The sequence below is a fragment of the Pollutimonas sp. M17 genome (assembly GCF_025836975.1).
Lineage (GTDB): Bacteria > Pseudomonadota > Gammaproteobacteria > Burkholderiales > Burkholderiaceae_B.
The window spans coordinates 804,407-826,220 of the sequence record NZ_CP107548.1 but is presented as its reverse complement, the minus strand read 5'-3'; the positions used below and the strand labels follow the sequence as shown (position 1 = coordinate 826,220).

At 64.8% G+C, this 21,814-nt stretch carries 17 protein-coding genes and 1 other RNA gene; 1 reads left to right on the top strand and 17 read right to left on the bottom strand.

The genetic code is table 11. The annotated features are described in order from the left end of the window. Positions 1-5: 5 nt before the first annotated feature. The 16 genes from lpxC to rnpB form a co-directional block, all read right to left on the bottom strand. Positions 6-929 (bottom strand): UDP-3-O-acyl-N-acetylglucosamine deacetylase, encoded by a 924-nt coding sequence (lpxC, locus tag OEG81_RS03990; protein WP_264132455.1) that lies wholly within the window; start codon positions 927-929, stop codon positions 6-8. Between the two features lie 241 nt (positions 930-1,170). Further along, positions 1,171-2,343, bottom strand: a complete 1,173-nt coding sequence (gene ftsZ, locus OEG81_RS03985) for a cell division protein FtsZ (protein ID WP_264131434.1) — start codon at positions 2,341-2,343, stop codon at positions 1,171-1,173. A 163-nt stretch (positions 2,344-2,506) separates the two neighbouring features. After that, a complete protein-coding gene (gene ftsA, locus OEG81_RS03980; RefSeq protein WP_264131433.1) occupies positions 2,507-3,733 on the bottom strand; it encodes a cell division protein FtsA in 1,227 nt (408 codons plus the stop codon). A gap of 6 nt (positions 3,734-3,739) precedes the next feature. Then, positions 3,740-4,531 (bottom strand): cell division protein FtsQ/DivIB, encoded by a 792-nt coding sequence (locus OEG81_RS03975; protein ID WP_264131432.1) that lies wholly within the window; start codon positions 4,529-4,531, stop codon positions 3,740-3,742. Positions 4,532-4,543: 12 nt separating this feature from the next. After that, entirely contained in the window at positions 4,544-5,491 is a 948-nt protein-coding gene (locus OEG81_RS03970; RefSeq protein ID WP_264131431.1) for a D-alanine--D-alanine ligase, read from the bottom strand. Continuing rightward, a complete protein-coding gene (gene murC / locus OEG81_RS03965; RefSeq protein WP_264131430.1) occupies positions 5,488-6,894 on the bottom strand; it encodes a UDP-N-acetylmuramate--L-alanine ligase in 1,407 nt (468 codons plus the stop codon). Before murC ends, OEG81_RS03970 begins: the two co-directional genes overlap by 4 nt. Then, on the bottom strand, positions 6,891-7,964 hold the full coding sequence (murG, locus tag OEG81_RS03960; RefSeq protein ID WP_264131429.1) for an undecaprenyldiphospho-muramoylpentapeptide beta-N-acetylglucosaminyltransferase: 1,074 nt from the start codon (positions 7,962-7,964) through the stop codon (positions 6,891-6,893). The genes murC and murG overlap by 4 nt, the downstream gene beginning before the upstream one ends. After that, entirely contained in the window at positions 7,961-9,154 is a 1,194-nt protein-coding gene (ftsW, locus tag OEG81_RS03955) for a putative lipid II flippase FtsW (protein ID WP_264131428.1), read from the bottom strand. The genes murG and ftsW overlap by 4 nt, the downstream gene beginning before the upstream one ends. Continuing rightward, entirely contained in the window at positions 9,151-10,680 is a 1,530-nt protein-coding gene (murD, locus tag OEG81_RS03950) for a UDP-N-acetylmuramoyl-L-alanine--D-glutamate ligase (RefSeq protein ID WP_264131427.1), read from the bottom strand. The genes ftsW and murD overlap by 4 nt, the downstream gene beginning before the upstream one ends. Further along, on the bottom strand, positions 10,677-11,849 hold the full coding sequence (gene mraY, locus OEG81_RS03945; RefSeq protein ID WP_264131426.1) for a phospho-N-acetylmuramoyl-pentapeptide-transferase: 1,173 nt from the start codon (positions 11,847-11,849) through the stop codon (positions 10,677-10,679). The genes murD and mraY overlap by 4 nt, the downstream gene beginning before the upstream one ends. Beyond that, positions 11,839-14,628, bottom strand: coding sequence for a bifunctional UDP-N-acetylmuramoyl-L-alanyl-D-glutamate--2,6-diaminopimelate ligase MurE/UDP-N-acetylmuramoyl-tripeptide--D-alanyl-D-alanine ligase MurF (gene murF / locus OEG81_RS03940; RefSeq protein ID WP_264131425.1), 2,790 nt, complete (start codon positions 14,626-14,628; stop codon positions 11,839-11,841). Before murF ends, mraY begins: the two co-directional genes overlap by 11 nt. Continuing rightward, positions 14,625-16,361 (bottom strand): peptidoglycan D,D-transpeptidase FtsI family protein, encoded by a 1,737-nt coding sequence (locus tag OEG81_RS03935; protein WP_264131424.1) that lies wholly within the window; start codon positions 16,359-16,361, stop codon positions 14,625-14,627. The genes murF and OEG81_RS03935 overlap by 4 nt, the downstream gene beginning before the upstream one ends. After that, complete coding sequence (gene ftsL, locus OEG81_RS03930; protein ID WP_264131423.1) at positions 16,358-16,660, bottom strand: cell division protein FtsL; 303 nt, start codon at positions 16,658-16,660, stop codon at positions 16,358-16,360. The genes OEG81_RS03935 and ftsL overlap by 4 nt, the downstream gene beginning before the upstream one ends. Before the next feature lie 2 nt (positions 16,661-16,662). After that, a complete protein-coding gene (rsmH, locus tag OEG81_RS03925) occupies positions 16,663-17,727 on the bottom strand; it encodes a 16S rRNA (cytosine(1402)-N(4))-methyltransferase RsmH (protein WP_264131422.1) in 1,065 nt (354 codons plus the stop codon). An 8-nt stretch (positions 17,728-17,735) separates the two neighbouring features. After that, positions 17,736-18,164 (bottom strand): division/cell wall cluster transcriptional repressor MraZ, encoded by a 429-nt coding sequence (gene mraZ, locus OEG81_RS03920; RefSeq protein ID WP_264131421.1) that lies wholly within the window; start codon positions 18,162-18,164, stop codon positions 17,736-17,738. A gap of 261 nt (positions 18,165-18,425) precedes the next feature. Beyond that, positions 18,426-18,832, bottom strand: an RNA gene (gene rnpB / locus OEG81_RS03915) — RNase P RNA component class A. A gap of 64 nt (positions 18,833-18,896) precedes the next feature. Here rnpB and OEG81_RS03910 point away from each other — a divergent pair. Continuing rightward, positions 18,897-20,705, top strand: a complete 1,809-nt coding sequence (locus OEG81_RS03910; RefSeq protein WP_264131420.1) for an ATP-binding cassette domain-containing protein — start codon at positions 18,897-18,899, stop codon at positions 20,703-20,705. Positions 20,706-20,736: 31 nt separating this feature from the next. Here the strand turns inward: OEG81_RS03910 and pyrC are convergent, their stop codons facing one another. Continuing rightward, a complete protein-coding gene (pyrC, locus tag OEG81_RS03905; RefSeq protein ID WP_264131419.1) occupies positions 20,737-21,798 on the bottom strand; it encodes a dihydroorotase in 1,062 nt (353 codons plus the stop codon). Between the last annotated feature and the right edge of the window lie 16 nt (positions 21,799-21,814).

Genomic DNA, 21,814 nt, shown 5'->3' with positions numbered 1-21,814 from the left:
AGCCTTTACGCAAACTTCCAGTCGTGCGTAAAGGCCTTGGGCGCGGTGGCCGTGGACTCGTAGGTGACGAGTTCCCAGCTATCCTGCCGGGCAAGCAGGGCCCGCGCCAGCTGATTGTTCAGGCCGTGCCCGGACTTGCACGCGACGTAGCGCGCAACCAGCGGCTTGCCTATCAGGTAAAGGTCGCCGATGGCGTCCAGTATCTTGTGCTTGACGAATTCGTCGTCGTAGCGCAGCCCGTCGGAATTGAGCACACGGTACTCGTCCATGACGATGGCGTTGTCCAGGCTGCCGCCCCGGGCCAGCCCCGCGGCGCGCAAGGCCTCGACCTCGCTGGCGAAACCGAAGGTGCGGGCGCGCGCGATGGTCTTGACGTAGGAGTCCTTTTCGAAATCGACTTCGGCGAAATTGGCCGTGGAGTCGATGGCGGGATGGCGAAAATCGATGGCGAACGACAGGGCGAAGCCGTCGTAGGGTTCCAGGCGCGCCCATTTCAGGTCGTCGCCCTCGCCTTCGCGCACTTCGACCGTTTTCAGGACGCGCAGGAATTGCTTGGGCACCGCCTGCTCCTGCAGGCCGGCCGAACGCAACAGGTACACGAAGGTGCCCGCGCTGCCATCCATGATGGGAACTTCTTCGGCGGTCAGGTCGACGTGCAGGTTGTCGATGCCCAGGCCGGCCAGCGCCGACATCAGGTGCTCGACCGTGGACACGCGCACATTTCCCTGTTGAAGCACCGAGGCCATGCGGGTGTTGCCGACCTGATCCGCCTGTGCGGGGAGGTCGACGATTTCGGGAAGATCAACGCGATGAAACACAATACCGGTGTTGGGCGCGGCCGGACGCAGGGTGATCTCGACCCGCCGGCCCGAGTGCAGGCCGACCCCTTTGGTACTGATGGTTTTCTGTATGGTGCGTTGACGTAACATATTCTGATTAAGCTGAATCATGCCGGGATTCGCCCGGAAGCATGAGCGACATCGTAGTGTAACCGAATCAAGGGTTAACCACTAACCATATCTGTTTCAAGCGACTTCAGGCTGCCCGTGGAAACGGACGATAAAACACGACGGCGCAGCTCCCCGGGGAAGGAGGAGCCGCGCTGCCGGGTCTGCTTCGGCGTAGGCCCGCACGGCAGACATGTGAGAGACGTATCGCTGCGCTGAACCCTTAGTCCGCCTGCTTGCGCAGGAAGGCGGGGATATCGAAATGATCCATGCCGGCGGTTTCCAGGGCGCGCACCTGGGCCGAAGCCTGGCTGCGCGGGTTGCGGATGACGGCGGGAACATCCGAGCCGCCGAAATCATGGCCGCTCATCATGGCCATGTTGTCGGTGCCCGTACGCAGGTTTTCAGCCACATTCTGCACCAGCTGGGGGCGTGCGGCCGCGGGACGGCCCAGGCCCGTCGCCACGACGGTGACGCGCAGGTTCTCGCCCATGGACTCGTCGTAGGCCGTGCCGAACACGATGGTGGCATCGTCGGCGGCATAGCTGCGGATGGTGTCCATGATTTCACGGGTTTCACGCATTTTCAGCGTGCGGCTGGCCGTGATGTTGACCAGCATGCCGCGGGCGCCATGCAGATCGACGCCTTCGAGCAGCGGGCATGCAATGGCGCGCTCGGCGGCCACGCGAGCCCGGTCCGTGCCGGCCGCGATCGACGTGCCCATCATGGCCTGGCCCTGCTCGCCCATGATGGTCTTGACGTCTTCGAAGTCGACGTTGACGTTGCCTTCGACATTGATGATCTCGGCAATCCCGGCGCAGGCATTGTGCAGCACGTCGTCGGCCGACTTGAAGCAATCCTCCTGCGTGGCGTCCTCGTCCATCAGATCGTACAGGTTTTCATTGAGCACGACGATCAGCGAGTGCACATGCTTGGACAGTTCGGAGATGCCCTCCTCCGCCATCTTCATGCGCTTGCCCCCTTCGAAACCGAAGGGCTTGGTCACCACGCCCACGGTCAGGATGCCCAGTTCCTTGGCCACTTCAGCCACGACGGGGCCGGCACCGGTGCCGGTGCCGCCGCCCATGCCCGCGGTGATGAACACCATGTTCGCACCGGTCAGCGCCGCGCGGATTTCCTCGCGGGCGGTTTCGGCCGCGGCACGTCCCTGCTCGGGGCGCGCGCCCGCTCCGAGGCCGGTGCGGCCCAGGCGGATCTGGACGGGCGCCTCGCTGGCGGCGAGCGCCTGGGCGTCGGTGTTGGCGCAAATGAAATCCACGCCGTTCACACCGGAACGGATCATATGGGCAACGGCATTGCCTCCCGCGCCGCCCACTCCCACTACTTTAATAACGGTACCATTCGCGCTGGTATCCAGCATTTCGAAATTCATCATGATTGACTCCCTCACATAACCAAAAAAGCGACAAATACAAAGTTCCCCAGTACTGCTTATTGTCGGAATCGCTTCAAAGGAATTGCCAGCCTGTTTTGCTCGCACCTGATTTGAAGCTTCTCCGTGAACAGGCTTATGCCACCTGCCCATCAAGGCTTGCGCCCTAATTCATGAACCACTCCTTCATGCGCGCCAGCAAAGTCCTGAAGCTGCCCTTCTGCTGGGCGACCTTGCGGCCCCGGGCGCGCTGCAAGCGGGCTTCGGACAGCAAGCCCATCACGGTGGAAAAACGCGGATTGTGCATGACGTCGGCCAGACTGCCTTCGTAGGCGGGGACCGCCACGCGCACCGGTTTCAGGAATACGTCCTCGGCCAGTTCGACGATGCCCGGCATCAACGCCGTGCCGCCGGTCAGCACCACGCCGGAAGCCAGCAGGTCCTCGTAGCCCGATTCGCGCACGATCTGCTGCACGAAGGTGAACAGCTCCTCGATGCGGGGCTCGATCACGGCGCCCAGCGCCTGGCGCTTGACCTGGCGGTTGGGCCGGTCGCCCAGGCCGGGAACCTCGATATGCTCTTCCGGGCTGGCCAGCACCTGCTTGGCGATGCCGAAGCGCAGCTTGATCTCTTCCGCATCCGGCGTGGGCGTGCGCAGCATCGCCGCAATGTCGCTGGTGATCTGGTCGCCCGCGATCGGCACGACCGCGGTATGCCGGATGGCGCCGCCGGTGAAGATGGCCACGTCCGTCGTGCCGCCGCCCACGTCGACCAGCACCACGCCCAGCTCCTTTTCATCGGACGTCAGGCAGGCCAGGCTGGATGCCAGCGGCTGAAGTATCAGGTCCTGCACCTCCAGCCCGCAGCGGCGCACGCACTTGACGATATTCTGGGCGGCGCTGACGGCGCCCGTGACGATGTGCACGCGGACCTCCAGGCGCAATCCGCTCATGCCTATGGGTTCGCGGATGTCTTCCTGCGAATCCACGATGAACTCCTGGGTCAGTACATGCAGCACCTGCTGATCGGTGGGGATGTTCACCGCCTTGGCCGTCTCGATCACCCGCGCCACGTCGGTGGCCGTCACTTCCTTGTCCTTGACGGCGACCATCCCGCTGGAGTTGAAGCTGGTGATGTGGCTGCCCGCAATGCCCGTGTAGACTTCGCGGATCTTGCAGTCGGCCATCAGTTCGGCCTCTTCCAGCGCGCGCTGTATGGAATTGACGGTCGACTCGATATTGACCACCACGCCCTTGCGCATGCCCTGGGATTCATGCTGACCCAGGCCCAGGACTTCGAAACGCCCTTCGGGGAGAATCTCGGCCACCACGGCCACCACTTTGCTGGTGCCGATATCGAGTGCAACGATCAGGTCCTTGATGTCACGGGTCATAGTCTTTTACTTCGCAGAGGTATTGGAAACAGGGGCCAGGGTAATTGCAAAACCATTGGCATAACGTAAATCGGCACTGCTGATGGCGCGGCCGTCCAACCGCTCGGCCAGCTTCGGCCATGCCTGGACGAAGCGCTCTATGCGGGCCGCGAACGGCAGCGCGCCGGAGCGGCCATGCGGGTCCGCCACATCGGCGGCGGGATCCCGGCCCAGGCTCAGGCGCACGCCGTCGGAAAGTTCGACTTCCCAGGCATACCGGGGACTGAGCGTGACTTCCTGCACGCGCAGGCTGAGGGGCGCAAACCAGCGCGCGAGCTCGGCATAGCGCTGCACCACCAGCCGTTCGGAGCTTTCCGGTCCGTTCAGCTGAGGAAGATCCGCATCGTCGGGCAATTCGCCCTGATTGGCGGAAAACGCCTCGCCCCAGCTGTTGATCATCTGGTTTTCATTCCAGAGCGCCAGCGGCTGCTGCTCTTCGATCTGGATGCGCAGGGCATTGGGCCAGACGCGGCGGATGCGCGCGTGGCGAACCCAGGGCACGGTTTCGATCAGGTCGCGCGTGTTGTCCAGATCGACCGAGAAGAAGTTGCCGGTGACCCGCCCCGCGATGGTGGCCCTGACGCTGGCGGCGGACACATAGTTCAGGGATTCGGACTGCATCGGCTCGATCTGTATCGTGGCAATGGCGAAATAGGGCCGCTGCGCAATCCAGACCACGACGCCCACGATCAATGCAAGCACGGCCAGCAGGGCCAGCATGTTTGCAACGAAATTGATCAGTCGGGCGTCGGAAAACACGATATCTCCTGGTCAGGCGGCGGGCGGCGCCTGCACTTTGCAGCACGCGGTGGACAGAATTTCCAGGCACAGGTCGGCGTAGCTCATGCCCGCCGCCTTGGCGCCCATGGGAACCAGCGAATGCGTGGTCATGCCGGGCGACGTATTCATCTCCAGCAGCCACGGCTTGCCGGACGCATCCAGCATGAAATCGGCGCGGCCCCAGCCTTCGCACTTCAGGGCGGTATAGGACTGCACGGCAATGCGCTGTATGGACTCGGTCAGCGCCGGATCCAGCGATGCCGGGCATACATACTGGGTATCGTTGGAAATGTATTTGTGCTCGTAGTCGTAGTTGCCATCGGGCGCCACGATTTCGATAACGGGCAGCGCCCGCGCCGTGCCGCCCTTGCCCAGTATCGGCACGGTCAGTTCGCGGCCCTCGATGAACTGCTCGGCCAGCACCTCGCTGTCATACAGGGCGGCAAGCTCGTATGCCTTGCGCAGCTCGTCCAGCCCGTCGACGCGGGTCACGCCCAGCGTCGAGCCCTCGTGCGGCGGCTTGACGATCAGCGGCAGGCCCAGGCCGGCCGCGACGCGGTCCAGGCCGGAGCCGGAGGTCAGCACCGCGTAGTCCGGCGTCGGCAGGCCTTGCTCGAGCCACACCTTCTTGGTCATGATCTTGTCCATGGCCAGGGATGAAGCCATCGGGCCGCTGCCGGTATAAGGCAGATGCAAAAGCTCCAGCGCGCCCTGCAAGGTTCCGTCCTCGCCGTGCCGGCCGTGCAAGGCAATGAAGACCCGATCGAAGCCGGCGTTGATCAGATCGACCAGCGTATAGCGGCCGGTATCGAACAGATGCGCATCCACGCCGGCGCTGCGCAGGGCGTCATGCACGCCCTGCCCGGACATCAGCGACACCTCGCGCTCGGCGGATCGTCCGCCGTACAGAACACCCACTCGTCCGAACTGCCCGCTCATGCCCGCTCCCCAATCTGCCCGGGCACGCGGCTGATGGACCCCGCACCCATTACAACAACGACGTCGCCATCCCGCGCAAATTCGCGGATCGCCTGCGGCAGGTCGACGATGTCTTCAATGAAAACCGGCTCCACCCTGCCGGCGACCCGCAGCGCGCGCGCCAGCGCCCGGCCATCGGCGGCCACCAGGGGCGGCTCGCCCGCCGGGTATACGTCGGTCAGCAGGACGGCATCGGCCTGCCCCAACACACGAACGAAATCCTCGAAGCAATCGCGTGTGCGGGTATAGCGGTGCGGCTGGAATGCCAGCACGATCCTGCGGTCCGGCCAGGCTCCGCGCGCGGCGGCCAGCGTGGCGGCCATTTCCACCGGATGGTGCCCGTAGTCGTCGATGACCGTGTAGCGGCCCCCGCCCCGTTGCGGTGACACCTCGAAGTCGCCCACTTGCGTGAAGCGCCGGCCCACGCCGTTGAAATCCGCCAGGGCCCTGGCGATCGCCGGGTCGGGAACGCCCAGCTCGGTGGCGACCGCGATCGCCGCCAGCGCGTTCAGCACGTTATGGTGGCCCGGGAGATTCAGCGCGACCGACAAAGGCGGAAGCATTCCGGTGGCCCCCTGCCGCTCCACGTCGAAGCGCATGACGGTGCCCTCGGCCCGGACGTTCACCGCGCGAACCTGCGCCTCGGTCTCGATGCCGTAGGTCGTCACGGGGCGGGACACGAAGGGAATGATTTCGCGCACGTTGGCATCGTCGCCGCACAACACCGCCGAACCATAGAAAGGCAGCCGCTGCGTGAACTCGATGAAGGCGCTTTTCAGGCGCGCGACGTCGTGGCCGTAGGTGTCCATATGATCGACGTCGATATTGGTGATGACTGCCATGACGGGCAGCAGGTTCAGAAAGGAGGCATCCGACTCGTCGGCCTCGACCACGATGAATTCGCCCTGGCCAAGCCGCGCGTTGGCGCCGGCCGAATTCAGCCTGCCGCCGATCACGAAGGTGGGATCCAGCTCGCCGGCGGCCAGCACGCTGGCCACCAGGCTGGTGGTGGTGGTCTTGCCATGCGTGCCCGCCACGGCGATGCCGCGTTTCAGGCGCATCAGCTCCGCCAGCATCAAGGCGCGCGGCACGACCGGTATGCGCGCCGCGCGGGCGGCCAGGACTTCGGGATTGTCCGCCGAGACGGCCGTAGACGTGACGATAGCGCCCGCGCCCTTGATGTTGTCCGCGCCGTGCCCGATGACGATGCGGGCGCCCAGTCCCGCCAGCCGCCGTGTGACCACCGTATCCTGGATATCGGAACCGCTGATGGAGTAGCCCAGGTTGAGCAGGACTTCGGCGATGCCGCTCATCCCGGAACCGCCTATCCCCACGAAATGTATGCTTTGAATTCGATGTTTCACGCCTGCCTCCTGGCAATCTGTTCGCACGCGTCGGCGATTTGCCCGGTCGCATTCAGCCAGGCATGCTCGTGGGCATGTTCGGCCACTTTTGCAAGCTCCGCGCGGCTGATGTCGCCCAGCCAGCCGGCCAGCCATTGCGCGCTGAGGCTCGACTGTTCCCGCAGCCAGCCGCCCTGGCAATCGCTCAGGTAGCGGGCATTGGCGGTTTGATGATCGTCGATGGCGTGGGGCAGCGGCACGAACAAGGCGGCGACCCCCACGGCGGCCACCTCGGCCACCGTCATGGCGCCGGCACGGCAAATGACCACGTCGGCGTCCGACAGCGCGGCCGCCATATCGTCGATGAAGGCATGGCATACCGCCTGCACGCCCACTTTTTCGTAGCTGGCCCGCAAGGCCGCGAGATGCTGTTCGCCCGCCTGGTGCGTGACCAGCGGCCGCTCCGCGGCGGGCAATTGCGCCAGCGCCAGGGGAACGGCCTGGTTCAGGGCGGACGCCCCCAGGCTGCCCCCCACCACCAGCACGCGCAAGGGTCCTTGCCGCGCCGCATAGCGCTGCGCCGCCGGCGCCGCCTGCGACAATTCCTGCCTGACCGGGTTGCCCACCATGACCGCGCCGGGCAGGGCCCCCGGGAACCCGACCAGCACCTTGCCGGCCAGCCTGGCCAGCCAACGGTTGGCGGTGCCGGCCACGGCGTTCTGCTCGTGGATCACCAGCGGTATGCGGCTCAAGGCCGCCATGAGGCCTCCGGGAACGGCGACATAGCCGCCCATGCCCAGCACCACGTCGGGCTTGACCCGCGCCAAATGGCGCCGCGCCTGAACGCAGGCCCTGGCAAGCGTGAATGGCAGTTTCAACAGGGCCAGGGGGCCCTTGCCCCGCAAGCCCGAGAAGCGGACGGGAAGGAGCTCGAACCCTTGGGGCGGCACGAGGCGGCCTTCCATGCGTTCGGGATGGCCCATCCACACCACATTCCAGCCGCGCGCCTTCATTTCATGGGCCACCGCCAGTCCGGGCATGATGTGCCCCCCCGTGCCGCCCGCCATGATGAGCAAGGTGTTCGCGCTCATGTCCGTTTGCCCCGCATAAGATTGCGATTCTCGAAATCGACACGCATCAGCAGGGCCATCGCCACCAGGTTCATGACGATGCCGGTGCCGCCATAGCTCACCATGGGCAAGGTCAGGCCCTTGGTCGGCAGCAGCCCCAGGCACACCCCGATGTTGATGAAGCACTGCACGCCGAACCACAGGGCCACGCCTTGCGCGACCAGGCCGTTGAAGATGCGCTCCATGGCGATGGCCTGCCGCCCGATCTCGAAACTGCGCCAGACCAGGAAGCCGAACAGTCCGATCAGAAAAACGATGCCCGCAAAACCCAGTTCCTCGCCGATGACGGCCACGATGAAATCGGTATGCGCCTCGGGCAGGTAATGCAGTTTCTCGATGCTGGCGCCCAGTCCCACGCCGAACCACTCGCCGCGCCCCAGCGCGATCAGGGAGTGCGAGAGCTGATAAGCGCTGCCATAGGCGTTTTCCGGATTCCAGGGATCCAGGTACACGAACAGGCGCTCGCGCCGCCACGGCGAAAGCCAGATAAGCAGCAGGAAGCTGCTTATCAGTATGAACAGCAAGGTCGAGAACAGCCTTCCGTTGATGCCGCCGATGAACAGTATGCCCACGGCAATGGCGACGATGACCATGAAGGCGCCCAGGTCGGGCTCCAGCAGCAGCACCATGCCGACCACGGCCAGCGCGCAGGCCATGGGCAGGAAGCCGCGCAGGAAGTTCTGCATATGCTCCTGCTTGCGCACGGTGTAGTCGGCCGCGTAAAGCAGCACGGCCACCTTCATGAGCTCCGAAGGCTGGAAGTTGATGGGGCCCAGGGGCAGCCAGCGGCGGGCGCCGTTGACCTCTCGTCCCACGCCGGGGATCAGGACGACCAGCAGCAAGAGCAGGCAGGCCAGGAAAAGGGGAACGGCGAATTTCTGCCAGACCGACATGGGAATGCTGACGGCGCATAGCGCGCAGAACAGGCCGATCAGGATGAACACGCCATGGCGGAGCACGAAGTAGAAACGGCCGTAGCTTTCGTAGCGCGGTCCGTCGGCCAGCGCGATAGAGGCGGAATACACCATCAGCAGGCCGAACAGCACCAGGGTGGAGGCCACGATCAGCATGGACACATCGAAGCTGGGCATGGTCGTGCGTCCGGGCCGCACGGCGTTCACGCCGGAGTTCAGGTCGGCGAACAGGCTCATGCGACCTCCCCCCTGTCCAGGGCCAGCTCCTGGACCTCTTCGACGAAGCAGCGTCCGCGATGGCCGTAGTTCTTGAACATGTCCATGCTTGCGCATGCCGGCGACAGGAGCACGGTGTCGCCCGGCTGCGCCAGGTCGAAGCCGCTTCTTACCGCATCGGCCATCGTGGCGGCATGCCGGACCGGCACACCCGAAGGCGCCAGAGCTTGCTCGATGGCGGCGGCATCCCGCCCAATGAGCACCACGGCGCGCGCATGTTCGCGCACCACCCGTATCATGGGCGTGAAGTCCTGGCCCTTGCCCAGGCCGCCGGCGATCAGTATGGCCGGCGACTCCATGCCGTCCAGCGCGGCCACGGTCGCGCCGACGTTCGTGCCCTTGCTGTCGTCGACGAAATCCACGCCGCCCACGGTACGCACGTACTCGGTCCGATGCGGCTCGCCGGCATAGTCGCGCAAGGCATGCAGCATATTGGCCCAGCCCAGACCCAGGCTGCGGACCAGCGCCAGCGCGGCCAGCGCATTCAGCGAATTATGCAGGCCGCGCACACGCAACGCATCCACCGGCATCAGCCGGGTCGTCCGGCCGGCCGGCCGTTGCGGCGCTTCCTGGTTTTTCTTGCGCCTGGACGTGGGAGCCGGCAGGTCGAAGTCGGCGGCATCCGCCGCCGTCAGCCACAACATGCCATTATCGCCCTCCAGGCCCAGGTCTCCTTCCAGCTCGGGGCCGCCACGTCCGAAGCTGCGCACCGCGGGCGAGCCGGCCGCAGCGACCATTGCGGCCACCAGGGGATCGTCGCGATTGATGATGGCTACGCGCGAGCATTGCAGCAGCCTGGCCTTGGCGGCCGCATAGGCCTGCATGCTTCCATGCCAGTCCAGATGATCCTGGGTGACGTTCAGCACCACCGCGGCGTCCGGCACCAGTGTATGCGTGCCCTCGATCTGGAAGCTCGACAATTCCAGCACCCATACCTCGGGCAGTTGATCCGTATCCAGCGCCTCGCGCAGCGCCGCCAGCGCAGCCGGGCTGATGTTCCCGGCCGCCCGGGCCGACAAGCCGCAGGCCTGGACCAGCTGGCGCGCCATGGCGGTGACCGTGGTCTTGCCATTGGTGCCGGTAACCGCCAGCACCTTCGGGGTGTAGCCCTGCCCGGACATATCCGCCAGCGCACGGGCGAACAGTTCGATTTCGCCCAGCACCTCCACCTGCCTTGCCCGGGCCAGCGCCAGGAAGGATAGGACGGGCTCCTGCAGGGGCGACAGGCCCGGACTCAGGACGATGGTATGCACATCCTGCAAGGCGTCCTCGGTGAACGCATCGCCGCCCAGCCGGAAATCGACGCTGGATGGATCGAGCTCCGAACGCAGGCCGGCCAGCCCGCCCGGCTCGGCCCGGGTGTCCAGTACCCGCAGGCGCGCGCCGTGGCGGGCGCACCACAGCGCCGCGGCCACGCCCGTCTCGCCCAGCCCCAGGATCAGGGTCAGGCCGTCGACGCGCACGGAGGGGAAGGACATTGTATTCATCGCAATTTCAAACTTGCCAAACCGATAAGCACCAGCATCATGCTGATGATCCAGAAACGCACCACCACCTGGGTTTCTTTCCAGCCGCTGACCTCGAAGTGATGATGCAGCGGGGCCATGCGGAAGATCCGCCGGCCCTCGCCGTATCGTTTTTTCGTGTACTTGAACCAGGCCACCTGCAGCATCACCGAAAGCGTCTCCACCACGAACACGCCGCCCATGATGAACAGCACGATCTCCTGGCGCACGATCACGGCGATGGTGCCCAGCGCGCCGCCCAAGGCCAGGGCCCCGACGTCGCCCATGAACACCTGGGCCGGATAGGCGTTGAACCACAGGAAGGCCAGGCCCGCCCCGGCAATGGCCGCACACAGGACCATGAGCTCGGAGGCGCCGGGTATGTAGGGAAACAGCAGGTATTTGGAATAATCGACGCGGCCCACCACGTAGGCGAAGATCCCCAGCGCGCTGCCTACCATGACGGTGGGCATGATGGCCAGGCCGTCCAGGCCGTCGGTCAGGTTCACGGCATTGCTGGACCCGACGATCACCAGCCATGTCAGCGCCACGAAGCCGAACACGCCCAGCGGATAGCTGACGCTCTTGAAGAAAGGCACGATCAGGTCGGCGCGGGTGGGCAGGGGCATGGTGAAGCCGCTCAGCACCCAGTCCCTGAACAAAGGCCACAACTCGGCATTGGCGGGCGCCGATACCGCGAAGCTGAGATAGATCGAGGCGACGATGCCGATCAGCGCCTGCCAGAAGAACTTGCGGCGCGAAGACATGCCTTCCGGATCATGGTTGACGACCTTCTTGTAATCGTCCGCCCAGCCTATCCAGCCAAAGCCGAAGGTCACCAGCAGCACCACCCAGACGAAGCGGTTGGTCCAGTCGGCCCACATCAGCGTGCTTACGCCGATCGCAATCAGGATGAGCGCGCCGCCCATGGTGGGCGTCCCGTTCTTCTGCAAATGGGATTCGGGGCCATAGGCGCGCACCGCCTGACCGATCTTCAGTTCCGTCAGCTTGCGGATCACCCAAGGTCCCGCAAACAGGCCGATCAAGAGCGCGGTGCCGCAAGCCAGCACAGCGCGGAAAGTGATGTACTCGAACACGCCGAACGCGCGTATGTGTGAATCGGACAGCCAGCGCGCCAGTTCAAGTAGCATGGCGAACCCCTTCTTCGTGGTTTATTGAATATTCTTCCAGTGCCCGCACGACACGCTCCATCCGGGTGCTGCGCGATCCCTTGACCAGGATATGCGCCGGAAGCAGCGTAAACAGATGAGGGTTCAGGCTTTCCATGGAATCGAAGGCGCGCGCATTCGATCCAAACGCCTGGGCGGCATTGACGCTGGCCGGCCCAAATGCCAGCAGGATGTCGATGCCGCGTTCGCGGGCGTAGGCACCCACTTCGGCATGCATGGCCGGACCGTTCTCGCCGACCTCGCCCATGTCGCCCAGCACCAGTATTTTCTTGCCCGCCAATTGAGCGAGCACGTCGATGGCGGCGCGTACCGAGTCCGGATTCGCGTTGTAGGTGTCATCGATGAGCTGGAACCCGCCGGCCAGCTTGCGCGGCTGCATGCGGCCCGCCACCGGATTGAAGGCCTCCAGGCCCCGCAGGATGGCCGGCAGCTGCACGCCCGCGCACAAAGCGCAAGCCGCGGCGGCAAGCGCATTGCGCAGATTGTGCACGCCCGGGGCGGACAGGACCAGGCCCGCGTTGCCTACAGGAGTATGTATCTGGCATAGCGTTCGCGTCGGCTCCGCGTGGATCTGGTCGGCATAAACCTCGAAGCGCGCATCGAAGCCGAAGCGCAGCACCCGGCGCCCGCCCGCCATCCGCGTCCACAAATCCGCATAATCGTCATCGCCCGGGAAGACGGCCATGCCGCCCTCGGGCAGCGCCGTCAGCACCGATCCGTTTTCCAGCGCCACCGCCTCGACCGTATGCATGAATTCCTGGTGCTCGCGCTGGGCATTGTTCACCAGCGCCACGGTGGCCTGCGCCACCCCGGCCAGCAAGGCGATTTCTCCGGGATGATTCATGCCCAGTTCGAAAACGGCGGCCAGATGGCCGCGATTCAATCGCAGTACGGTCAGCGGCACGCCTATGTCGTTGTTCAGGTTGCCGCGCGTGGCCAGGCTGCCCTCTTCGCCAAGGGCCTGCCGCAGTATCGATGCGATCATTTCCTTGGTCGTGGTCTTGCCGTTGCTGCCCGTCACGGCGATGACCGGCAGCTGGAACAGGCGCCGCCAGGCCGTGGCGATGCGCAGCAGGGCCTGGCGCGTATCGCCCAGAACGAACTGGGGCAGCTCGACGGACGCATCGCGCCGCTCCACGATGGCCGCGCAGGCGCCCGCATCGAGCGCCGTGGCCATGTAATCGTGCCCATCGAAGGCGTCGCCCTTCAAGGCCAGAAACACCTGGCCCGCCGACAGGGTGCGCGTATCGGACGACAACCGGGAATCCTGCTGGAAAGTCAGGGCGAAGCGCGCCCATTCCCTGTCGTCGAAGGGAGCGCGCACGCCCTGGAATTCCTGATAGGTTTCATGCCCCTTGCCGGCCAGAAGCACGACATCGTCCGGCCCCGCGCCCCAGATGGCCGACAGGATGGCCAGCGCCCTGTCCTGTTCGACGCGGGGAGCCAGCGGCATGCCCGCGATGATCTGCTCGATGATGTCGCCGGGAGCCTCGGCGCGCGGATTGTCGTTGGTCAATATCACGACGTCGGCGCGCTCGGCCGCGATGCGGCCCATGACGGGGCGCTTGCCGCTGTCGCGGCTGCCGCCGCAGCCGAATACGCAGATCAGTTTTCCGCCTCGCACCGCCGCCACATCGCGCAGGGCGCACAAGGCGCGCTCCAGCGCATCGGGCGTGTGCGCGTAATCGACCACCACCAGCGCAACGGCACGAACGGCGCCCTCGCGCGCAAGCGGCTCGACGAGCTGCAAGCGGCCCGGAACCGAGCGCAGGGTGGCCAGCACCCGCGCAATCCTGGGCAGGTCCCAGCCCAGTTCCTGCAGCACCGCCGAGACCAGCAACAGATTCGAGATATTGTGTTCGCCGACCAGACGGGTCAGCAACTGAGCCGCGCCGTCATGCGTGAGCAGATTGAAAACCAGTCCGTAGGGGCCTGTATGGATGTCTTCGGCCCGGACGTCGGCGCCCGATCCCGGCTGCATGGAGCAGGAAACCGCCATTGCCGGATTCAGGCCCAGCAGCAGCTCGGCCCCCGCCGGATCGTCGGCGTTGACGACCGCGCGACGCAAGCCGGGCCAGGCGAACAGCGCAAACTTCGCCTGCTTGTAGTTTTCCAGGGTGTGGTGATAGTCGAGATGGTCGCGCGTCAGATTCGTGAAGGCGGCGATGTCGATCCGCACATGGTCCAGGCGCCCCTGCTCCAGGCCGATGGAGGAGGCCTCCAGGGCGACGACCGCGGCGCCGGCATCGCGCATGGCGGCCAGGCTGCGGTGCATGGTCAGGACGTCGGGCGTGGTCAGCGCGCCGCCCAGGTTTTCGCCGCCGGGCAGCGACACACCCAGGGTCCCCACCGTGCCGCAGGGAACGCCTTCCGCATTCAGGGCCGCCGCCAGCCACTGGACGCAACTGGTCTTGCCGTTGGTGCCCGTGACGGCCACGACGGACAAAGCCTTGGAGGGTTCGCCGTACCATAGGTGAGCCACTTCGCCCAGTTGCGACGCAAGCCCATCCACCGCCAGCACGGGAATCGACGCTGCCGGCGCGGCGGCGCCGTCGCCCTGCATGACGATCGCCGCGGCGCCCAATTCCATTGCCCGCTGAATATAAAGCCGCCCGTCGCTGGCCAGTCCCGGGCAGGCAAAAAACACATCGCCAGCCCGAAGCTGGCGCGTATCCAGGCACAAATGCGCCCCGTGGGCAACGTGCCGGTTCAGCCAGGAAATGATCTCTTGCACGCTCATTGCGGCGCCTCCCCGTTCGGGCCGATGGCCACCAGCGACTCGATCGGCGCGTCCGGCTGCACGCCCAGGCGGCGCAAGCTGCTGGCCACGACGTCGGCGAACACGGGCGCGGCAACCCGGCCTCCGTAGTAGCCATTGGAATGCGGCTCGTCTATCGTGATGGCGACAACGATGCGCGGATTGGAAACCGGGGCAAAGCCCACGAACGACCCGCGATAGAGCGAGGTGCTGTACTTGCCGTTGACGATCTGCCTGGCCGTGCCGCTCTTGCCCGCGACCCGATAGCCCTGCACCTGCGCCAGCTTGGCGCCGTCGGGTCCGGCCGCCGCTTCCAGCATGGCGCGGATCTGCGTCGTCACCTGGGGTGTATAGACCTGCACACTGGTCGGCTTGCCTTCGCGCTTGAGCAGCGTCAGGGAAACCATGTCGCCGTTGCGCGCAAACGCCGTATAGGCGTGCGCCATCTGCAGCAGCGAGACCGACAGGCCGTAGCCATAGGCCATGGTGGCGCGCTCGATCGGACGCCAGCGCTCCCAGGGGCGCAGCCGGCCGGACGCCACGCCGGGAAAATTGGCCTGCGGCGCGCGGCCGAAACCCAGCTCGGTGAACTTGTTCCACATTTCCTGGGACGTCAGGCGCTCGGAAATCATGGTCATGCCGATATTGCTGGAGCGCCGCAGTATGCCCGCGACGTTCAGCATGCCGTTGCGGCTGACATCGGAAATGGTGGATCCCTGGTAACGGTAGTGGCCGTTGCCCGTGTCGAACAGCGTGGATGTGGTGATACGCTTGATATCCAGCGCCAGCGCGGCCGTGAACGGCTTCATGATGGAACCGGGCTCGAAGGTGTCGGTAATGGCCCTGTTGCGCAGCGCCGGACCTTTGCGGTCATCGCGGTCGTTGGGATCGTAGGTGGGCAGGTTCACCAGCGCCAGTATCTCGCCCGTGCGCACGTCGATGACGATGCCGGCGCCGGCCTTGGCCTTGTGCTCTTCCAGCGCCTTCTTCAGGGCCGTGAAGGTGTCGAATTGCAGGCCGGCGTCGATGGACAGCATCAGGTCCTGCCCATCGACCGGCGGAACGATGGCCTGCACGTCTTCGACCACGCGGCCCAGCCTGTCCTTGATCACCCGGCGCGAGCCCGGCCGGCCGGACAGCTCGGAATTGAAGGCCAGTTCGACGCCCTCGATGCCCTTGTCCTCGATATTGGTAAAGCCGATCACGTGGGCGGTGATATCGCCTTCCGGATAAAAGCGGCGCATCTCGGCCTGCTGATGGAATCCCGGCACTTTCATATGCTTGATTTCGTCCGCCAGCTCCACCGACACCTGGCGCTTGATGTAGACGAAATTCTTGTCCTCGTCGACCAGGCGGCTCTTGATGTCCTTGACGGACATGCCCAGCAGCTTGCCCAGCCTGGAAAGCTGCGCATCGCTCGCATTCTTCGCATCTTCGGGTATGGCCCAGATCGCGCGGGCCGGCACGCTGGAGGCCAGCACCACCGAGCCGCTGCGATCGAATATCTTTCCGCGCGTCGCCGGCAGCACCAAAGTGCGCTCGTAGCGCCGCTCGCCCTGCTGCTGCAGGAACTCCGTGGACAGGCCCTGCAAATACAAGGCTTTGACGCCCAGGGCCGAGAACCCCAGCATCAGCAGAATCAACACCAGCCGGGAACGCCACAAAGGCATCTGCACATTCAGCACCGGGCTGTCGTAAAAGCGTACGCGCTTCATGGCCGGCCCCCTTCGCCTGGAACTGGGGCGGCGGGCGCCTGGCCTTTGATGTACAAGGTCCTGTCGGGGGTGGCGGACACCATTTCCAGTTCTTTGCGCGCCGTGGCGTCGATCCGCGCATTGCGCGCCAGCTCGGCGCGCTCCAGCTGCAGCCGGCGCCAGTCGGTGTCGAGCTCGCGCGCCTTGTCCTCGAGCCTGTCGGCCTGCACGAACAGTTGACGGGACTGGAATCGGGCCGTGACCAGCGACAGGGCTGAAATCATCAGCAGGCAGGCAAACAGCAGGCTCAGTCGACCCATGATCAGCGCCCCTTCCTGGAGTGCGCCGGCGGCGCCGTCAGGTTCATGGCCTTGACGAAGGATGCCCCCTGGTCGGCCGGCAGCGGCGTCGACGTGCGTTCGGCCACGCGCAACACGGCGGACCTGGCGCGCACGTTCTCTTTGGCCTCTTCGTCGCTGGGCAGGACACGTCCGAGCGAATTGAGTATGGGCTGCGGCATGTCCTTCTCGAAAATAGGCAGGCGCGCATGCGCCGCGGCCGGCCTGGCGGCCGACGCGATGCACTGCTTGACCATGCGGTCTTCAAGAGAATGGAAACTGATCACCGCCAAACGCCCTCCCGGTGCCAGAATCTTCAGGATTGCCGCGAGGGCGAGCGCGAGCTCCTGGAGTTCTTGATTGAGGTAAATCCGTATAGCCTGAAAGGTGCGAGTGGCCGGATGCTGGCCCTTTTCGCGCGTACGGACGACACTGGCGACGAGCTCGGCGAGGTCGAGCGTTGTGCGCAGCGGCCTGGATTCGCGGCGAGCAATAATCGCCTTTGCAATCTGGAAAGCAAACCGTTCTTCGCCATATTTAGCTATGACCTCCTTTAATTCCTCGAGGCCGGCCTGTGCCAGCCATTGCTCAGCGGTGGGACCGCTGCTGGTATCCATCCGCATGTCCAGCGGGCCTTCCCGCATGAACGAAAACCCCCGGCTGGCGTCGTCGATCTGAGGGGATGAAATTCCCAGATCCAGCATCACGCCATCGACCTTCTCGAAACCCAGCTCCGCCAGTTTCTCCGGCATCGCCGCAAACCCCCCGTGCACCACGACCACACGGTCGTCTTCACGCTGCAGGGCGTGCGCTACGGCAATGGCCTCCGGGTCCTTGTCGAAAACCACCAGCCTGGACTGCGGCGACAGACGGGACAACAACAAGCGGCTATGCCCGCCACGCCCGAAAGTGCCATCGACGAACACACCGTGCGCCTGCTCCAACGACCCCGTTGCCGACTTGCCGCGCTTGCCCTTGGCTCCGAAATCGGGATCAACGAGAGCGTTGACCGCAGGCTCCAGCAGCACGGATCGATGAGAGAACTCCATAGTCAGGTTCAGAAAGTAAATTCTTCCAGGGCCTCGGTCATGCCCTTGGCAAGGTCTTCCTCTTCGCGGCTCGCCCACGCGGCGACGTCCCACAACTCGAAGTGATTGCCCATGCCCAGCAGCATGACCTCACGGCTGAGGCCGGCTGCGGCACGCAACTCGGGCGCGACCAGGATCCGGCCCGATCCGTCCATTTCGACGTCCTGGGCATTACCCAGCAGCAAGCGCTGCAAGGGCCGGGCCTTCATGGGCAGCCTGGCGACCTCCTGGCGCTTCTGTTCCCACACCGGGCGGGGATAGACCAGCAGGCAGCCATCGGGGTGGCGTGTGAGGGTCAGGCGACCCTCTACCTGGGAAATCAGCGCGTCACGATGCCGGGTCGGAATCGAGATCCGACCCTTGGCATCCAATGTGAGAGCGCTGCTACCCTGAAACACGTTTCCTTCCCCACTTTTTTGCACAAAATCCTACTTTTCCCCACTCTACGGTAAGGCTTGCAAGAGGTCAAGCGCAAAGTTGCAATTTTTTCAATTACAACAAGCACTTAGCGCCGTTTCCAAAGGGAAGTCGCAAAAAAATATGTATTTAAATCAAGAAATTGGAGAAGCAAGTGCAAGTCGTTTATCAGATCATCGACGCCGGGCGGCGCTCATGCTTTGCAATTGCTGACACTTTCGCAAAGGTGCCGGGAGAGAAAAGTGTGAGACGGGCCTATAGGCCGGATTCTGTACGCCGGGCGAGCCCGGCGGGCAATCATTCCTCTGGGCGCGGCATTGCTGCCGCGCTCTGGCCATCTACCCGCATGCTCGAGCGAGCCGCTCTTTCGGCCAAGGCCTGCGCATGCCTATTTGATGTTGCTCCGGATAGAGGTTGCCGCGTTTCACCCTGCGGCGCCGCACCGGTTTCCCGGCGCGCGGCACGGAGATGGCCGTGCCGGTGCATGCGAAACATGCCCGCGCCACAGACTCGTCTCTGTGGCCCTGTTCCTCGGCTCGGCGGCGCAACGCGTGCACCGCCTCGCCGGACGGCCGTTAGCCGCTACCCTGCTCTGTGGAGTCCGGACCTTCCTCGATGCCGTCGGCACCGCGATTGCCCAGCCCGCCTCACCGCCGTATTGTAACCTGCGACAATGATGGTTTTACCGATCAACAACCGGCTCCGGATTTAATATGGCTGCGACTACCCTCATCACCCTAAGCGATGCCCAGCTCGCTTACGGGCACCATCCCCTGCTGGATCACGCCGACCTGGCGATCCAGCCCGGCGAGCGCATCGGGCTCATCGGCCGCAACGGCGCCGGCAAGTCGTCGCTGCTGCGCGTGCTGGACGGCAGGACCGTGCTCGACGACGGCGAGATCATGCGACTGGGCGGCCTGCGGACCGCCACGGTCGAGCAGGAACCCGACCTGGATGACGAACAGAGCGTGTTCGACACGCTCTGCGGCGACCTCACGGAAAGCGAAGACTGGCAACGCCCTTCCCGGGTGAACGCCCTGATCGAGCAACTGGGCCTGGATGGGCAGTCACGCGTTGCGGGCCTGTCCGGAGGCATGCGCAAGCGCGTCGCGCTGGCCCGCGCCCTGGCCGAGGAGCCCGACCTGCTGCTGCTGGACGAGCCCACCAACCACCTGGATTTCACGGGCATCGCATGGCTGGAGAACCTGCTGCTCAATGCACGCTGCAGCGTGATCATCATTACTCACGACCGCCGCTTTCTGGATGCGGTGTCCACCCGCATCGTCGAGCTCGATCGCGGCAAGCTGTTCAGCTTTCCCGGCAATTTCACGCAATGGCAGCAGCGCAAGGCGGAATGGCTGGAGGCCGAGCGCCAGCAGAACGCCAAATTCGACAAGGTCCTCGCGCAAGAGGAAGTATGGATACGCAAAGGCATCGAGGCGCGCCGCACGCGCAACGAAGGACGGGTGCGGCGCCTGGAGCAGCTGCGCCGCGAACGCTCATCGCGGCGCGAGCGCCAGGGCAATGTCAACCTGGCGGTGGCCGAGGGCCAGCGCTCGGGCAAGCTGGTCGCCGAGCTCAAGCATGTATCGCACAGCTACGGGGAACTGACCGTCATCGACGACCTGTCCACGATCATCTTGCGCAAGGACCGCATCGGTCTCATCGGGCCGAACGGCGCGGGCAAGACCACGCTGCTCAAGATCATTCTGGGCGAGATCAAGCCCGACAGCGGCCAGGTGCGCCTGGGCACCAATCTTACGGTGGGCTATTTCGACCAGATGCGCTCACAGCTGGACGAGAACGCCACGCTGGCCGACACCATCAATCCAGGCAGCGAATGGATAGAAATCGGCACCCAGCGCAAGCATGTGATGAGCTATCTGGAGGACTTCCTGTTCCCCCCGGCGCGGGCTCATTCGCCCGTGCAAAGCCTGTCCGGCGGAGAGCGGGCAAGACTGGTGCTGGCCCGCATGTTCGCCCGCCCGACGAACGTGCTGGTGCTGGACGAGCCCACCAACGACCTGGACATCGAGACGCTGGAGTTGCTGGAAGAGCTCTTGCAGGATTATCCCGGCACGGTGCTGCTGGTCAGCCACGACAGGGAGTTCCTGAACAACGTCGTCACCCAGACCATAGCGGCCGAAGGCAATGGCCGGTGGCGGGAATATGTGGGCGGCTACGATGAATGGCTGGCGCAGCGGCCCAGCCAGCCGGCGCCGGATACGGACGAAGGCAAGGCTCGCAAGAAGGAAGCCGCTGTCCCTGAAAAACCGCGGCAAGCCAAGGTATCGCGCATCACCTCCTGGGAACTGCGCGAGCTGGAAGGCATCCCCGACACCATCGCCCAGCTGGAGTCCAAGCAGGCCGAGCTAGCCGCCAAGCTGGCCGACGGCAGCCTGTACCGCGACGCGCCGGATCAGGTCGAGATCATCAACACGCAGCTGCACGAGATGGAAGAACAGCTGAACACCCTGTTCGCCCGCTGGGAGGCCCTGGAGGAAAAACGCAACGCCTCGTAATGGAGCGTGCGCTTTTCCTGGACGAAGCGCTTCAAACCACGGCTTTCCAGCCCAGTGACTCGCCGGCCGCAAGGGGTACGACGGATGAATCGGCCATGGGCAATTCCGCCGGTATGGAATAAGGCCGGCGTTCCAAGGTCAGCTTGCCCTGATTGACGGGCAAGCCATAGAAGGCCGGCCCGTTGAGGCTGGCAAAGGCCTCGAGGCGGTCCAGGCGGCCCACCGACTCGAATGCGGTGGCGTACAGTTCCATGGCGTGCAAGGCCGTATAGCAGCCCGCGCAGCCGCAAGCATGCTCCTTCAGGCCTTTCGGATGCGGCGCGCTGTCGGTCCCCAGAAAGAAGCGCTCGCTTTCGCCGGTGGCGGCATCGAGCAGCGCCTGGCGATGCGTCTCGCGCTTGAGCACCGGCAGGCAGTACCAATGCGGCCGCATCCCGCCCAGGAACAGGGCATTGCGGTTGTACAGCAGATGGTGGGCGGTAATCGTCGCCGCCACCGGCCCCGATGCCTGGCGCACGTAGTCGACGCCCTCGCGCGTGGTCAGGTGCTCGAACACCACTTTCAGCTCGGGGAAATCCCGCCGCAGCGGGATCATGACCCGATCGATGAATACCGCTTCACGATCGAACAGGTCGATCGCCGGATCGGTGACCTCGCCATGCACCAGCAACGGCATGCCCACGCGCTGCATGGCCTCCAGGGCCGGCGCGCAACGCCCCAGCAAGTCGGTCACGCCGGCGTCGGAATTCGTGGTGGCGCCGGCCGGATAAAGCTTGATGCCGTGCACCGCGCCGGATTCGCTGGCATTCAGGACTTCCTGCGCGCTGGTGTTGTCGGTTAGATACAGGGTCATCAAAGGCGTGAATGCCGCCTGTTCGATGCCGGCGCGATCCAGCGCCGCGCGGATGCGGTCGCGGTACGCCAGGGCCTGCCCGGTCGTGGTCACGGGCGGCTTGAGGTTGGGCATGATGATGGCTCGCGCAAACTGGCGGGCCGTGTCCCCCACGACGGAATCCAGCACGGCGCCATCGCGCAAATGCAGGTGCCAGTCGTCGGGGCGGGTAATCGTTACGGTATCGGTGTTGCTGAACATTGCATCCAATTTATAG

Coding starts and splice junctions, on each gene's coding strand:
- lpxC (WP_264132455.1), bottom strand. CDS start 929: ATGTTACGTCAACGCACCATACAGAAAACCATCAGTACCAAAGGGGTC.
- ftsZ (WP_264131434.1), bottom strand. CDS start 2,343: ATGATGAATTTCGAAATGCTGGATACCAGCGCGAATGGTACCGTTATT.
- ftsA (WP_264131433.1), bottom strand. CDS start 3,733: ATGACCCGTGACATCAAGGACCTGATCGTTGCACTCGATATCGGCACC.
- OEG81_RS03970 (WP_264131431.1), bottom strand. CDS start 5,491: ATGAGCGGGCAGTTCGGACGAGTGGGTGTTCTGTACGGCGGACGATCC.
- murG (WP_264131429.1), bottom strand. CDS start 7,964: ATGAGCGCGAACACCTTGCTCATCATGGCGGGCGGCACGGGGGGGCAC.
- ftsW (WP_264131428.1), bottom strand. CDS start 9,154: ATGAGCCTGTTCGCCGACCTGAACTCCGGCGTGAACGCCGTGCGGCCC.
- murD (WP_264131427.1), bottom strand. CDS start 10,680: ATGAATACAATGTCCTTCCCCTCCGTGCGCGTCGACGGCCTGACCCTG.
- mraY (WP_264131426.1), bottom strand. CDS start 11,849: ATGCTACTTGAACTGGCGCGCTGGCTGTCCGATTCACACATACGCGCG.
- murF (WP_264131425.1), bottom strand. CDS start 14,628: ATGAGCGTGCAAGAGATCATTTCCTGGCTGAACCGGCACGTTGCCCAC.
- OEG81_RS03935 (WP_264131424.1), bottom strand. CDS start 16,361: ATGAAGCGCGTACGCTTTTACGACAGCCCGGTGCTGAATGTGCAGATG.
- ftsL (WP_264131423.1), bottom strand. CDS start 16,660: ATGGGTCGACTGAGCCTGCTGTTTGCCTGCCTGCTGATGATTTCAGCC.
- rsmH (WP_264131422.1), bottom strand. CDS start 17,727: ATGGAGTTCTCTCATCGATCCGTGCTGCTGGAGCCTGCGGTCAACGCT.
- OEG81_RS03910 (WP_264131420.1), top strand. CDS start 18,897: ATGGCTGCGACTACCCTCATCACCCTAAGCGATGCCCAGCTCGCTTAC.
- pyrC (WP_264131419.1), bottom strand. CDS start 21,798: ATGTTCAGCAACACCGATACCGTAACGATTACCCGCCCCGACGACTGG.